This window comes from Veillonella sp. 3891, assembly GCF_003992315.1.
Classification (GTDB): domain Bacteria; phylum Bacillota; class Negativicutes; order Veillonellales; family Veillonellaceae; genus F0422.
In genome coordinates, this window is record NZ_RQVE01000006.1 from 58616 (window position 1) to 73778 (window position 15163).

At 40.5% G+C, this 15163-nt stretch carries 13 protein-coding genes and 1 other annotated feature; all 13 genes read left to right on the top strand.

Features of this window, described 5'->3' with window-relative positions; genetic code table 11:
* Positions 1 to 66 precede the first annotated feature (66 nt).
* Positions 67 to 277: a binding site (T-box leader), on the top strand.
* Between the two features lie 98 nt (positions 278 to 375).
* Positions 376 to 3036 (top strand): valine--tRNA ligase, encoded by a 2661-nt coding sequence (locus tag EO118_RS04660; RefSeq protein WP_127068865.1) that lies wholly within the window; start codon positions 376 to 378, stop codon positions 3034 to 3036.
* Positions 3037 to 3047: 11 nt separating this feature from the next.
* Positions 3048 to 4340 carry a folylpolyglutamate synthase/dihydrofolate synthase family protein gene (locus EO118_RS04665; protein WP_127068866.1) on the top strand — a complete coding sequence of 431 codons (1293 nt, stop codon included), beginning with the start codon at positions 3048 to 3050 and terminating at the stop codon, positions 4338 to 4340.
* Positions 4340 to 5539 carry an O-antigen ligase gene (locus EO118_RS04670; protein WP_127068867.1) on the top strand — a complete coding sequence of 400 codons (1200 nt, stop codon included), beginning with the start codon at positions 4340 to 4342 and terminating at the stop codon, positions 5537 to 5539. The genes EO118_RS04665 and EO118_RS04670 overlap by 1 nt, the downstream gene beginning before the upstream one ends.
* A 668-nt stretch (positions 5540 to 6207) precedes the next feature.
* Positions 6208 to 7716 carry an acetyl-CoA hydrolase/transferase family protein gene (locus EO118_RS04675; RefSeq protein WP_127068868.1) on the top strand — a complete coding sequence of 503 codons (1509 nt, stop codon included), beginning with the start codon at positions 6208 to 6210 and terminating at the stop codon, positions 7714 to 7716.
* Positions 7717 to 7736: 20 nt separating this feature from the next.
* Complete coding sequence (locus EO118_RS04680) at positions 7737 to 9383, top strand: methylmalonyl-CoA mutase (protein WP_126937571.1); 1647 nt, start codon at positions 7737 to 7739, stop codon at positions 9381 to 9383.
* Positions 9384 to 9413: 30 nt separating this feature from the next.
* Positions 9414 to 9809, top strand: a complete 396-nt coding sequence (locus EO118_RS04685; RefSeq protein ID WP_126937572.1) for a cobalamin B12-binding domain-containing protein — start codon at positions 9414 to 9416, stop codon at positions 9807 to 9809.
* Positions 9810 to 9877: 68 nt separating this feature from the next.
* Entirely contained in the window at positions 9878 to 10819 is a 942-nt protein-coding gene (meaB, locus tag EO118_RS04690; RefSeq protein WP_009352943.1) for a methylmalonyl Co-A mutase-associated GTPase MeaB, read from the top strand.
* 101 nt (positions 10820 to 10920) lie between these two features.
* The gene (gene mce, locus EO118_RS04695; protein WP_009352819.1) at positions 10921 to 11343 is read left to right on the top strand and encodes a methylmalonyl-CoA epimerase; all 423 of its coding nucleotides are present in this window, start codon (positions 10921 to 10923) and stop codon (positions 11341 to 11343) included.
* Positions 11344 to 11379: 36 nt separating this feature from the next.
* Positions 11380 to 12909 (top strand): carboxyl transferase domain-containing protein, encoded by a 1530-nt coding sequence (locus EO118_RS04700; protein ID WP_126939950.1) that lies wholly within the window; start codon positions 11380 to 11382, stop codon positions 12907 to 12909.
* Positions 12910 to 12989: 80 nt separating this feature from the next.
* Positions 12990 to 13313, top strand: coding sequence for an OadG family protein (locus tag EO118_RS04705; protein WP_127068869.1), 324 nt, complete (start codon positions 12990 to 12992; stop codon positions 13311 to 13313).
* A gap of 16 nt (positions 13314 to 13329) precedes the next feature.
* Positions 13330 to 13494: a hypothetical protein gene (locus EO118_RS08615; protein ID WP_009352831.1), complete on the top strand. Its 165-nt coding sequence runs from the start codon at positions 13330 to 13332 to the stop codon at positions 13492 to 13494.
* 60 nt (positions 13495 to 13554) lie between these two features.
* Positions 13555 to 13938, top strand: a complete 384-nt coding sequence (locus EO118_RS04710; RefSeq protein WP_127068870.1) for a biotin/lipoyl-containing protein — start codon at positions 13555 to 13557, stop codon at positions 13936 to 13938.
* 56 nt (positions 13939 to 13994) lie between these two features.
* Positions 13995 to 15110, top strand: a complete 1116-nt coding sequence (locus EO118_RS04715; RefSeq protein ID WP_127068871.1) for a sodium ion-translocating decarboxylase subunit beta — start codon at positions 13995 to 13997, stop codon at positions 15108 to 15110.
* The last annotated feature ends 53 nt before the right edge of the window (positions 15111 to 15163 follow it).

Here is a 15163-nt window from a genome sequence, read left to right on the forward strand (position 1 = left end):
ATATAGAGTTTTGTGAGCCATATATTGACGTTATTACATACTTTCACGTATACTAATACTATATGGATAATGACTAAGAAGAGGAAAAATCTTTTGAACGCATCACAGAGAGCATTGGGTTGGTGAAACAATGTATGTAGTAGAAAGAGGGTAGCCTCGGAGTTGGCATGGTGAACTAGAGTAAGTGTGCCCGCTGATCAGCGTTAACGATAATGAGTGATTGCTACGGCAATAATCTAGGTGGTACCGCGGAAGTATAGACCCTTTCGTCCTAACGGACGAGGGGTCTTTTTTGTATATATGGGAGGGATATTCACAGCTTTACTGTACAAAACAGTGGTAACCTGGTGATATATCCAATACATAGGAGGACATATGAAGGAATATAAAAATTTGACAACCTACAATCCTAAAGAGATTGAACAACAATGGTATAGATATTGGGAAGAGAAAGGGTATTTTCATGAAGAAGTAGATACTGAAAAAGAGCCTTTCAGTATTGTGTTACCACCACCAAATGTAACAGGTCAATTACACATGGGTCATGCCCTTGATAACACATTGCAAGATATTTTGATTCGTACGAAACGTATGCAAGGCTACAATGTGTTGTGGATGCCTGGCACAGACCATGCAGGGATTGCAACGCAAGTAAAAGTAGAAGAAAATATCATGAAAACGGAAGGAAAGTCTCGTCATGATTTAGGTCGTGAAGAGTTCCTAAAACGTGTATGGGAGTGGAAACAAGAATACGGTAGCACTATTGTAAAACAAATTCGTAGCTTAGGTGCTTCTTGCGATTGGACGAGAGAGCGTTTTACTTTGGATGAAGGATATCATGAGGCGGTATTAAAAGTATTCGTAGAATTATACGAAAAAGGTTTAATCTATCGTGGAGAACGTATTACTAACTGGTGCCCTAATTGTTTGACAGCTTTATCCGATATCGAAGTAGAACACGAAGATGAAAATGGTCATTTATGGCATATTAAATATCCTGTTATCGGGGAAGAAAATACATTCTTAACCGTAGCTACCACACGTCCTGAAACAATGTTTGGTGACGTAGCTGTAGCGGTGAACCCTAATGATGAACGTTATGCGCACTTAGTGGGCAAAGAATTATTACTTCCATTTGTGAATCGTCACATCCCAATCATTGCCGATGAATATGTAGATCAATCTTTCGGTACTGGTTGCGTAAAAATTACACCAGCTCATGACCCTAATGACTTTGAAATGGGACAACGCCACAACTTAGAAAGTATCGTGGTGATGAATCCAGATGGCACTATGAATGCAGGAGCAGGTCACTTTGTGAATATGCCACGTGAATTGGCTCGTAAACAAGTAGTGGCTGAGTTAGAGGCACAAGGTTTATTAGAAAAAGTGGAAGAACATGGTCACAGTGTAGGTCATTGTTCCCGTTGTAATACAACTGTAGAACCTATGGTATCGAAACAATGGTTCGTATCCATGGAACCATTGGCAAAACCTGCTTTAGAAGTAGTACGCGACAAATCTATTGAATTTGTGCCAGAACGTTTCACTAAAACATATACCAACTGGTTAGAATCCATTCGTGATTGGTGTATTTCTCGTCAATTATGGTGGGGCCACCGTATCCCAGCATGGTATTGCCAAGATTGTGGAGAAACGATCGTAACCACAGAGACATTGGCAGAATGTCCGCATTGTCATGGCAAGGTAGAGCAAGATCCAGATGTATTAGATACATGGTTCAGCTCTGCGTTATGGCCATTTGCCACAATGGGTTGGCCTGACAACACAGAGGAAGTGAAACATTGGTATCCAACTAGCGTGATGGTCACAGGGTACGATATTATCTTCTTCTGGGTAGCTCGTATGATTTTCATGGGCTTAGAATTTAAAGAAGAAATTCCTTTCAAACACGTGTTCATTCATGGGTTAGTACGCGATAGCCAAGGTCGTAAAATGAGTAAATCCTTGGGCAATGGTATCAATCCATTAGAAGTGATTGAAGAATATGGTGCCGATGCGTTGCGCTTTACGTTGGTAACAGGCAATACACCGGGCAATGATATGCGTTTCTATATGGAACGTGTGGAAGCAAACCGTAACTTTGCCAATAAAATTTGGAATGCATCCAAATTCGTATTGATGAACTTAGAAGGCTTTGATGAAAGTTTCGTACCAAGTGCAGAAGATTACACATTGGCGGATAAATGGATTCTAGAAGAATACAATAAAACGGTCACTAACATTACGAATAACCTTGATAAATTTGAATTAGGGGAAGCGGCAAGCGCTGTGTACGACTTCATTTGGAATACTTATTGCGACTGGTACATTGAACTAGCAAAACCTCGTTTATATAATAAAGAAGGTGGCCGTGACCGTCAAACAGTACAATACTTATTGGTATCTATCCTTCGTCATATGATGGAATTATTACATCCATTCATGCCATTCGTTACAGAACATATTTGGCAACACTTGCCTCATGAAGGAGAAAGCATCATGGTCGCTCCATGGCCAAGCACATTATCTATGGAAGGTTTCAGCTCTGCAGCGGCTCATATGAATGTTATGATGGACGGCATCAAAGGTATCCGTAACATGCGTGCAGAAATGAATGTACCAATGGGCAAACGCTCTGAAGTTATCTTAGTGCCTGCTACAGAAGAGTTAAAAGGCATCTTAGAAACGCATGGTGATTACTTCCATACATTAGGCTGGGCGGAAAAAGTAACGGTACTTTCACCAGATGCGCCTAAACCAGAAAATGCTACAGTAACAGTGGTGAACGGGTTAGAAGTGTACTTGTTGCTGAAAGATTTAATCGATGCTGACAAAGAAAAAGAACGTATCGCCAAAGAACAAGCCACAGTATTGAAAGAAATCGCTCGTTTAGAAGGAAAATTGAACAACCAAGGATTCTTAGCAAAAGCCCCTGAAGCGGTGGTAGCGAAAGAAAAAGAAAAATTGGAAGAATACAAACAAAAACAACAAGCGTTGAACGAACGTGAAGAGTTCTTAAAAACATTAGCATAAGGAGATCCATCATGAATTATACGGAAGCGATTGCCTACCTAGAAGAGGTAGCCTCCTTTGGGATTCATCCAGGATTAGAACGGATTACTGCTCTATTAGAAGAGCTAGGAAATCCACAAAATACATATAAGACAATCCATGTAACGGGGACGAACGGGAAAGGATCCGTTTCCACCTATATTACCTATGGATTGTACATGAGTGGTCTTCGTGTGGGGACATTTACGTCCCCGCACCTCCAATCCTATACGGAACGCATGCGTGTAAACACAGCGTACATTACAGAAGAGGCCTTTGCAGATTTGATTGAACGTGTGAGCCATGCTGTGAAAGCCATCATAGACCGTGGCGTAGAAGCACCTACACAATTTGAAATCTTAACAGCTGCAGCCTTCTTGTTTTTCCAAGAGCAAGGCGTAGACTACGCTGTCATCGAGGTGGGTTTAGGTGGATTATTGGATTCTACTAATGTAATCACTCCAGAAGTGGCAGTGATTACAAATGTGACCATTGACCATCAAGCGTATTGTGGGGACACAGTAGAGGAAATTGCCCGACATAAAGCAGGGATTATCAAACAAGGCGTGCCTCTTGTAACAGCAGCTCAAGGGGGTGCCCTTGATGTGATTAAAGAAACGGCAAAATCATTAGGCGTGAAATATCATGTGTTCAACGAAGATTTCACTATCGATAGTCGTAGTGCGATGGCAATGGGGCAAATGATTACCGTGAAAGACAAAGACGGTCATAAAGACATGCTCTTCACATCCATGCATGGTATTCATCAAGCCTTGAACTTAGCTTGTGCAGCACGAGTATTGCAAATCTTGAAAGACAAAGAACCAGCAGTGAGTGAAGAAACATACCGTGAAGGTCTAGCTCGTGCTACATGGCCGGGTCGCTTTGAAACGTTCAAAGTCCATGGACGAACTATCATTTTAGATGGAGCCCACAATGCAAGTGGGGCAGAAGCCTTTTCGATGACCTTCAATGAACTGTACCCAGAACAAGCGAAAACAGTGGTGCTATCGATTTTAGAAGATAAAGATATATCCACGATGGTCAGCTATTTGGTAGGGCAAAAGGACCGCGTGATCACGGTGCCAGCGCCAACACCACGAGGTACTGATCCAGTGCAATTAGCGAAACAAATGCCAGTCCAAGCAGATCCTATGGAGACCATCCGAGCAGGCTTAGACCATGCTATGAAAACAACTAAGGAAGGCGATATCATCGCTGTAGTAGGCTCCTTATATATTCTTGGTGACGTGCAACAATGGCTTGCTCAAGAAATGGGGCACTAATGGATGCCCTACGTAGACTATCTGTGGACCAATGGATAGTCTATCTACTATACGGAGCAACGGTGTGTATTCCTTTATTACCCATAGGTGGTAATGTTCTTGTCATCATGGCGGGGTTACTAGCGTTACTATTCGATAGACAACGATTTTCTGGAACTTTACATTGGCTACAATGGGCAGTCTTGGGATTTATTCTCTGGACAGGTATTTCCATTATTAATTCTGTGAATGTCCCATGGTCTACTATGAGTTGGCTCTATCACATAGGGATATATGGCAGTATCTATTGGTTGATGACATATTATATGGATACTGAAAGACGGCAGAAAACATTTTTGTCCTTGTTTTGTATGACTGGATTCCTTGTCTGCTTAGGTGCTGGGTATCAATATTTTTATATGACTCCAGAGCATATTCATGAATGGGTAGATAATACTCATTTCCCGGGACTTATGCGACGCATGTATGGAACATTACAGAATCCTAATTTATTAGGAGAATACTTACTTTTTACCATTTCCATTGGTGGATTAGGTGCTATGCAAGTGCTGAAAACAAAAGATTGGAAGCGCTCAGCCATGATGGGTTTCGCCGTTGCAGTCATGCTATTGTGCTTAGTCCTTACCTATTCTCGTGGTATGTGGCTAAGTTTGGCGGTAGCTGTTTTTGTAGCCGGTATCTGTGTGGAGCGTAGGTTATTATATGCGTTATTAGCGGTTCCCTTGGTGTTATTCTTTTACCATGGAGAAGTGTCCAGTCGATTGTGGTCCCTTTTTAGTGGACAAGATACATCGGTTATGCTCCGATGGGCACTGTGGGATAGCACTATGTACATGATAGAAGGTTTTCCTATTTTTGGTATTGGTTGGGATGCGTTTTGGATGACTTATCCAGACTATAATTATTTCATCCAAGATCCAACGGTGATTATCTATCATGCCCATAATTTATATTTGCAAGTGGCAGCAGAAACAGGACCGATATCTTTATGCTTATTATTAGCAATTTTATTGGGACATAGCAGAAATGTGCAAAAACAAAAGCATCTATCTATTCCGTTCCGATATAGTATGACTTTGATTACCGTAGTTGTTTTGGTAAGTGGTCTTTTTGATCATGCTTTATATAGCCAGCAAGTAAGCTTGGTGCTGTGGCAACTATTAGGTTTTGCTATGAGTATCATACGAAATAAAATATAATATATAAAACTGAAAGTATAGAGATGGTCATATGACTGTCTCTATACTTTTTGTATGTGGAGACTATTGTATCTTAGCACGTATATGGTTTATAACATTATTTGTATACATCAATTTCTATAGACGAATATGAACATAGGTTTAACAATAACGAAAGATGATTCCTTACTAGTAAGGTTAAGAATTAAGAGAGGTCTCATTACACATATAGTTTTACGTTGAGATATGAAACGGCTTAAAGAATATAACATGGGAAATAACAAAAAGTAATAAAAGCAAATAACTGTTAGTTATGAATAATATAAAAGCTAGATATGCATAAACATAAATAGAGTTTATATATAAGAATTAAAATATCGAAAAAATTTGTACTATACCAATATTTATAGATATAGGTAGATAAAGGGTATAACAAAAAGTTATACTCGCATTAAATTTTCCTGTTCAGTATGCCTATTATGCATATATTTACATATGTGGTTGACAATAACAAGAAAAATGAGTAGTATTTATGAGAATTAACAAATATCACACTTTGAGTAGATATTTAATCTAATATTTCTATAAAGAATTTTTTAACTTAAGAAATTCTTAGTAGAAATAAAAAATGAAAAGTGTGTGAATGTTAGATAGCTGAATAAGTCATTCAAACTAAAGGAGATGGTAGTATGATCGACATTTTAGATCGCGTGCAAGGCGTAGCGTTGCAAGCAAAAATTACTACAGCAGAAGAAGCAGCTAAATTGATTAATCCAGGAGACCATGTAGGTATCAGTGGTTTTACACCATCTGGTTACCCTAAAGCAGTGCCATTGGCCCTTGCAAAACGCATGGAATCAGACCCTTTCCAAATTGATCTTTGGACTGGTGCATCAGTTGGTGATGAAGCAGACGGAGCATTAACTCGTGTAAACGGTATTCGTCGTCGTTTCCCATATCAAACAAATAACGATACTCGTAAAGCTTTAAATAGCCAAAAAATTCGTTATATTGATATGCACCTTAGCCAAATGGCTCAACAAATCCGTTATGGTTTCTTCGGTGACACTGACGTAGCTATCGTTGAAGCGGTTTGCATCCGTGAAGATGGTGGTATCGTTCCTAGTACATCCGTTGGTAACTCTCCAACATTTGTTAGCCAAGCTAAAAAAGTTATCGTAGAAGTAAACGTATCCCAACCAATGTCCTTGGTAGGTATGCATGATATCTATGAACCACAAGATCCTCCATACCGTGAGCCATTCCCAATCAAAGCGGCTGGCGATCGTATCGGAACAGATTACATCCCATGTGACCCTGCGAAAATCGTAGCTATCGTTCCATGTGATGTGCCTGACACAACTCGTCCATTAGCACCAATCGATGATGATGCAAAAGCAATGAGTCAACATTTGATTAACTTCTTCTTAGAAGAAGTTAAAGCAGGTCGTTTACCTGAAAACTTATTACCATTACAATCTGGTGTAGGTTCTGTAGCAAATGCTGTTGTGTCTGGCTTGGCTGAAGGTCCATTCACAAATTTATCCATTTTCACAGAAGTTATTCAAGATGGTATGTTGGACTTAATTGATGCAGGTAAAGTAACAGATTGCTCTGGTACAGCGTTGTCCCCATCCCCAGATGGATTGAAACGCTTCTACGCTAATATTGACAAATATAGCAAACATATTCTTTTGCGTCCGCAAGAGATTTCCAATAACCCTGGCTTAGCTCGTAGACTTGGTGTTATCACTATGAATACAGCAATCGAATTCGATATCTTCGGTAATGTAAACTCTACTCATATCATGGGTAGCAAAATGATGAATGGTATCGGTGGTTCCGGGGACTTCACTCGAAATGGTTATATCTCCATTTTCTGTACGAACTCTGTAGCAAAAGGCGGAGACATCAGTTCTATCGTTCCTTTTGTATCTCACATTGACCATACAGAACATGATGTACAAGTATTCTGTACAGAACAAGGTATTGCCGATGTTCGTGGTTTGGCTCCAATTGAAAGAGCATACAAAATCATTGAAAACTGTGCTCACCCAGACTACAAACAAGAATTATTAGATTACCTCGAAAGAGCTATTGAAAAGACAAATGGCGCCCATACACCTATCTTATTAGATGAAGCTCTTTCTTGGCATAAACGCTTCACTGAAACAGGAAGCATGAAAAAACAAGGTTAATTTTTTAGGAGGATGATGACATGGCTAATGACAACTTAAAAGCCAAACTTGCTGAATACGAAGCAGCGTACGCTAAAAACTGTGAGAAAGTACCTGCACGTCAAAACTTACCAGAACAACCGGTATACACACCGCTTGATTTAGAAGGTTTTGATTATGAACGTGATCTTGGATTCCCAGGATTCTATCCTTATACTCGTGGTGTACAACCTACTATGTACCGTGGTCGTTTCTGGACAATGCGTATGTATGCTGGTTTCGCAACTGCTGAAGAGTCCAACAAACGTTACCGTTACTTAATTGAGTCCGGTGCAACTGGTCTTTCTTGCGCATTCGACTTACCAACACAAATCGGTTATGACTCCGATGACGCTATGGCTGAAGGCGAAGTTGGTAAAGTAGGTGTTGCGATTGACTCCTTAAAAGATATGGAAATCTTGTTCCAAGGTATCGACTTAGGTAAAGTTTCCACTTCTATGACAATCAATGCTCCTGCATCTGTACTTCTTGCTATGTACATTGCAGTTGCTGAAAAACAAGGTGTGCCTTCCACTGAACTTCGCGGTACAATTCAAAATGATATTTTGAAAGAGTACGCAGCTCGCGGAACTTACATCTTCCCTCCAAAACCATCCATGCGTTTGATCACTAATATTTTCGAATATTGCTCTCAATATGTGCCAAAATGGAATACTATCTCCATCTCCGGTTACCATATTCGTGAAGCTGGTTCCACTGCTGCGCAAGAAATCGCTTTCACAATTGCTGATGGTATTGCATACATCGAAGCAGCTCTTAAAGCTGGCTTAGAAGTTGACGATTTCGCAGGTCGTTTATCCTTCTTCTGGAACGCACACAACAACGTATTAGAAGAAGTTGCGAAATTCCGTGCATCCCGTCGTCTATGGGCACATATCTTGAAAGAACGTTTTGGTGCTAAAAAACCTAAATCTATGATGTTACGTGTACATACTCAAACAGCTGGTTCCATGTTGACTGCACAACAAGTTGACAACAACATCGTTCGTGTTGCTCTTCAAACTGCAGCTGCTGTAATGGGTGGTACTCAATCCTTACATACTAACTCTCGTGACGAAGCATTGGCTCTTCCAACTGAAGCATCTGTACAAATCGCTCTTCGTACTCAACAAATCGTTGCTTACGAATCCGGTTTAGCTGACGTAGTTGACCCATTGGGCGGTTCCTACTATGTAGAAGCTATGACTAATGCTATCTATGAAGAAGCTAAAGCATACATCCAAAAAATCGATGAAATGGGTGGCGCTGTTGAAGCTATCGAAAAAGGTTATATCCAAAAAGAAATCCAAGAGTCTGCTTATAAATGGCAAATGGAAGTGGAATCTGGCCTTCGTACAATCGTAGGTGTTAACAAATTCCAAGTAGAGGAAAAACCAGTTGAAGGTCTTCTTCGTATCGATGCTTCTGTAGGTATCAACCAATCCAAGAAAACACAACAAGTTCGTGCAGACCGCGATCAAGCAGCAGTTGATGCAGCATTAGCAGCATTAAAAGCTGGTGCAGAAGATGAATCTGTAAACTTGATGCCATTAATCTTGGCTGCCGTTAAAACATATGCTACATTAGGTGAAATTTGTAACGTATTGCGCGGCGTATTCGGTGAATACCAAGCTCATTCCACACTATAATTAATCGAACCTATTTGGAGGTATAACATCATGGCAGAAAAACGTATCAGAGTAATCGTAGCAAAACCAGGTCTTGATGGTCATGACCGTGGTGCAAAAGTAGTAGCACGCGCACTTCGCGATGCTGGTTTCGAAGTTATCTACACAGGTCTTCGTCAAACTCCAGAACAAATCGTTGAAGCAGCTCTTTCTGAAGACGTTAACGTAGTTGCGTTATCTCTTCTTTCTGGCGCACACAACACATTGTTCCCTAAAATCGTTGAAATGCTAAAAGAAAAAGGCATGGGCGATGTATTAGTAGTTGGTGGAGGCGTTATTCCTGACGCTGATATCCCTGGCTTAAAAGCAGCTGGCGTATCCGCAGTATTCACACCAGGCACTCCAACAGCTGATGTAATTGAATTCATCAAAGCTAACGTAAAATAATATACTTGAGCTAGGCTCGGGCATCTATGTTCGAGCCTAGACGTATATATAATTGGGACGGTGACAATATGGATTTAATCAAAGAACTATTAGAAGGTTCTCGTCTTGCTTTGGCACGGTCGATCACGGCTGTAGAAAATGAATACGATAATGCGATCGATATTATGAAAGCTATTTATCCACGTACTGGTAAAGCTCGTATCTTGGGTATCACAGGTGCTCCAGGAGCTGGTAAAAGTACATTGACAGATAAAGTGGTTAAGCATTATCTAGAACAAGGTAAGAGGATCGGCATCGTTGCTGTTGACCCAACCAGTCCATTCTCAGGTGGCGCTATTTTAGGTGACCGTATTCGGATGAATGATTTGACATTAAATGAAAATGTATTTATCCGTAGTATGGGGACACGTGGTAGCCTAGGTGGATTATCTAAAAAAACAGCAGATGTTGTTAAATTAATGGATGCATTTGGCATGGATCTTGTTATCATCGAAACTGTAGGTGTTGGACAATCAGAAGTAGATATCGTTAAAAATGCAGATACTACATTGGTTGTATTAGTACCAGGTTTAGGTGATGATATCCAAGCTATCAAAGCAGGTATTTTAGAGATTGGTGATGTATTCGCTATCAATAAAGCAGACCGCGATGGCTGTGATAAGCTTAATGTTGAAATTGAAATGATGCTAGACCTAGATTCTCGTGAACTTGATTGGAGACCACCAATTAAGAGAACTATCGCTAGTAAAGATGAAGGTGTTGATGAATTAGTGGAAGCACTAGATGAACACTTTGAATATCTTGAAGATAGTGGAGAATTAGCAACTCGTCGTGCAGAACGTACTCACGATGAGCTCGTAGCGATGATCAATGAACAAATCATGCGCTATGTTCACGAACATGTTGTAGAAAGCGATGCTTTCAAACAAGATGTAGCAGCTGTTAATAATAGAACTAACGACCCTTATAGTGTTGTTAACTCGGTATTGGAAAAGTCATTAAAAAGATAATAAAAAGAATGATAAAAATCTAATATCGTGGTATCATATAAGTAATCGAAGGATGATAAAAATCACTTTCGAGTTGCAGCTCATTTGAAAGGAGAGTTATTATGGCATTCAAAGTATTACAAGTAGACCACATCGGTATCGGTGTATCTGACTTAGCAGCAACAAAAGAATTTTATAAAAACGCACTTGGTATGGAACATCTACCAGAAGATGAAGTGGTTGAAGAACAAAAAGTAAAAGTAAGCTTCTTCCCTTGCGGTGATGCTGAACTTGAGTTCTTAGAATCTACAACTCCAGATGGCCCTATCGGTCGTTTTATCGAAAAAAATGGTGGCCGTAATGGTATCCAACACGTAGCACTTCGCGTTGATGACATCAAAGCAGCTATCGCTGATTTAAAAGCAAAAGGTGTTCAATTAATCGATGAAGAACCTCGCTATGGTGCTGGTGGATCTGCAATTGCATTCCTTCATCCAAAAGCTACTGGCGGTGTTTTATTAGAACTTTGCCAACGCATGAAATAATAGACTATATCCGTAATTATTCTATGGAGGTGTAAAATGGCAACAGTTCAGGAAAAAATTGAATTATTGCACAAAAAGCTGTCCACTGTAAAACAAGGTGGCGGTGAAAAACGCGTAGAAAAACAACACGCGAGTGGTAAATATACAGCTCGTGAACGTATTGAAAAATTATTCGACGATAATAGCTTCGTTGAATTGGATCAATTCGTTAAACATCGTTGTGTAAACTTCGGTCAAGAGAAAAAAGAATTACCTGGTGAAGGCGTAGTAACTGGTTACGGTACTATCGACGGACGTTTGGTATTTGCTTTTGCTCAAGATTTTACAGTAGAAGGTGGTTCCCTTGGGGAAATGCACGCTGCTAAAATCGTTAAAGCACAACGTATGGCGATGAAAATGGGTGCTCCTATTATCGGTATCAATGACTCCGGTGGAGCTCGTATTCAAGAAGCAGTAGACGCATTAGCTGGCTACGGTAAAATCTTCTTTGAAAACACTAACGCTTCTGGCGTTATTCCACAAATCTCTGTTATCATGGGACCATGTGCAGGTGGTGCTGTGTATTCCCCAGCATTAACTGACTTTATCTACATGGTTAAACATACATCTCAAATGTTCATCACTGGTCCAGCAGTTATCAAATCTGTAACAGCAGAAGAAGTAACAGCAGAAGACCTTGGTGGTGCAATGGCTCATAACAGTGTATCTGGTGTAGCTCACTTTGCAACTGAAAACGAAGATGATTGCTTAGCACAAATTCGTTACTTGTTGAGCTTCTTACCAAGCAACAACATGGAAGATACTCCATTAGTTGATACTGGTGATGACCCAGCTCGTGAAGATGAAGGTTTAAATACTTTACTTCCAGACAATCCAAATATGCCTTATGACATGTTCGATGTTATCCGTGCAACAGTCGATAATGGTGAATACTATGAAGTACAACCACACTATGCACAAAATATTATTACATGTTTCGCACGTTTTGCTGGACAAAGCGTAGGTATCATTGCTAACCAACCACGCGTAATGGCAGGTTGCTTAGACATCAATGCATCCGACAAATCTTCCCGCTTTATCCGTTTCTGTGATGCTTTCAACATTCCTGTTGTAAACTTCGTTGACGTACCGGGCTTCCTACCGGGCACAAACCAAGAATGGGGTGGCATTATTCGTCACGGTGCGAAAATGTTATATGCTTACTCTGAAGCAACAGTACCTAAAATTACTGTTATCACTCGTAAAGCATATGGTGGATCTTACCTTGCAATGTGTTCCCAAGATTTGGGTGCAGACCAAGTGTATGCATGGCCTACATCTGAAATCGCTGTAATGGGACCTGCTGGTGCAGCTAACATCATTTTCAAACGCGATGAAGATAAAGATGAAAAAACAGCTAAATATGTAGAAGAGTTCGCAACTCCATACAAAGCTGCTGAACGTGGATTCGTTGACGTAGTAATTGAACCTAAACATACTCGTCCTGCTATCATCAATGCATTAGCAATGTTGGCAAGTAAACGCGAAACCCGTGCTCCGAAAAAACACGGTAATATCCCTCTATAAGATATTAGGTAGAGGCATACTACACACTTTGCTTCTTGCATGATTCTACTATCATGGTTCTCTATTAATGAGGTGAAAGTATGACAGATAATCCGTGGCTAATTATGGCCATCAATATGACAATTGTATTCGCCGTTCTAATTTTATTAGGCGTGCTTATGCATATTATTTATCTAGTAGATCCTACAAAAAAAAAGTCAACTAAGGCTGAGGTAGCAGAGGTATCATCAGCCACAGCTCCTAGTGCAGCAACGACTACTAATCATGATGAAGTGGTTGCAGCCATCGTGGCAGCAGTATGTGCGATGGGATATTCCAAATCACAAATTGCTTCCGTAAGACCGATTGTGAGCACAGGTTGGAAATTGGACGGTAGACTGCTAGGTAGGAATGTAACCAGATAGTTTGGAGGAGAACTTAATGAATAAGACTACCAACGCACAAGCTGCTAACAAAGAAACAGAAGTTGTAGCAGCTATTGTCAGTGCTATCGTTGCTATGGGCTATTCGCAAAACCAAATTGCATCCATTCGCCCTGTAGTGTCTAATTCTTGGCGACTAGCTAGTCGTTTACAGGCCCTATAAGCTAATCTAAAGCTTATGAAAAAGTTTCATTACAAATAGGTAATTCAGGAGGAAGTTATAATGAAAAAGTTCAATGTTACAGTAAACGGTACAGTTTATGAAGTAGAAGTAAATGAAGTTGGCGGCGCAGCTCCAGTGGCAGCAGCACCTAAAGCAGCAGCTCCAGCTCCTAAAGCAGATCCAGCAGCAGCTCCAGCTCCAGCAGCGGCAGCAGCTCCAGTACCAGCAGGCGCAGAAACAGTAAAATGCCCAATGCCAGGTAAAATCTTATCCGTAGCAGTTACAGCTGGCCAAGCAGTTAAAAAAGGCGATCTTCTTTGCATCTTAGAAGCTATGAAAATGCAAAACGAAATCTACGCTCCACATGATGCAACAGTAGCTGAAGTTCGTGTAGCAGCTAACCAAACTGTAGCAACTGGCGACGCTTTAGTTGTTTTAGGCTAATCATAACTTTATACTGCTTAAACTAAACCCTTCTATTACTAAAGGAGGAACTCCATATGGACGCTTTTCTTGTTGCACTCAACTCTGTTTGGGTGGATAGTGGTTTTATTAGTTTCACAATGGGTCATGGTATCATGATCCTTGTCGGAATTATCTTATTGTATTTAGCTTTTGCGAAAGGCTTTGAACCTCTATTATTGAGTCCAATCGCATTTGGATGTATTTTGGCCAACATTCCTAATAATGGTTTCCATGAAGGTGTGATGAACCTAATTGGTTTAGGGATTAAATACGAAATTTTCCCACCTCTTATCTTCCTAGGGGTAGGCGCAATGACCGACTTTGGTCCACTCATTGCAAATCCTAAAACATTATTATTAGGTGCAGCAGCTCAAATCGGCGTATTCGTGGCTCTTGGTGGAGCGATGATGGTTGGATTTACTGCTAAACAAGCAGCAGCTATCGGTATCATCGGTGGCGCTGACGGTCCTACATCCATCTATTTAGCTTCAAAATTAGCGCCTGAGTTATTAGGTGCTATCGCAGTAGCGGCATATTCCTATATGTCTCTTGTACCATTGATTCAACCTCCGGTTATGAAGTTATTCACAACTCAAAAAGACCGTGAGATTGTAATGGAACAATTGCGTGAAGTAACTCGTTTTGAAAAAGTTGTTTTCCCAGTAGTAGCGACAATTTCCATTTCCTTGTTGTTACCACCAATCACTTCTTTATTAGGCATGTTGATGCTTGGTAATTTATTCCGTGAATCTGGTGTAACATCACGTTTGGCAGATACTTCTGAAAATGCTTTGATTAACACAGTAACAATCTTCTTGGCTACTGGTACTGGTCTTACAATGACAGCAGACAGTTTCTTAAATTTAGAAACCATTAAAATTATCGTATTAGGTTTAGTTGCCTTCATCGGTGGCACCGCTGGTGGTGTAATCTTCGGTAAATTAATGTGCTGGGCAGATGGTGGTAAAACAAATCCATTAATCGGCTCCGCTGGTGTATCTGCGGTACCAATGGCGGCCCGCGTATCGCAAGTGGTTGGTTCACAGGCAAATCCTTCGAACTTCCTATTGATGCATGCGATGGGACCAAATGTAGCAGGTGTTATCGGTACAGCTGTAGCAGCTGGTACGATGCTTGCTATGATGAAATAATTTGTAACAGTGTCTAGGCAATCCGCCTAAGGGTTGCCTAGGCTATTACAGAT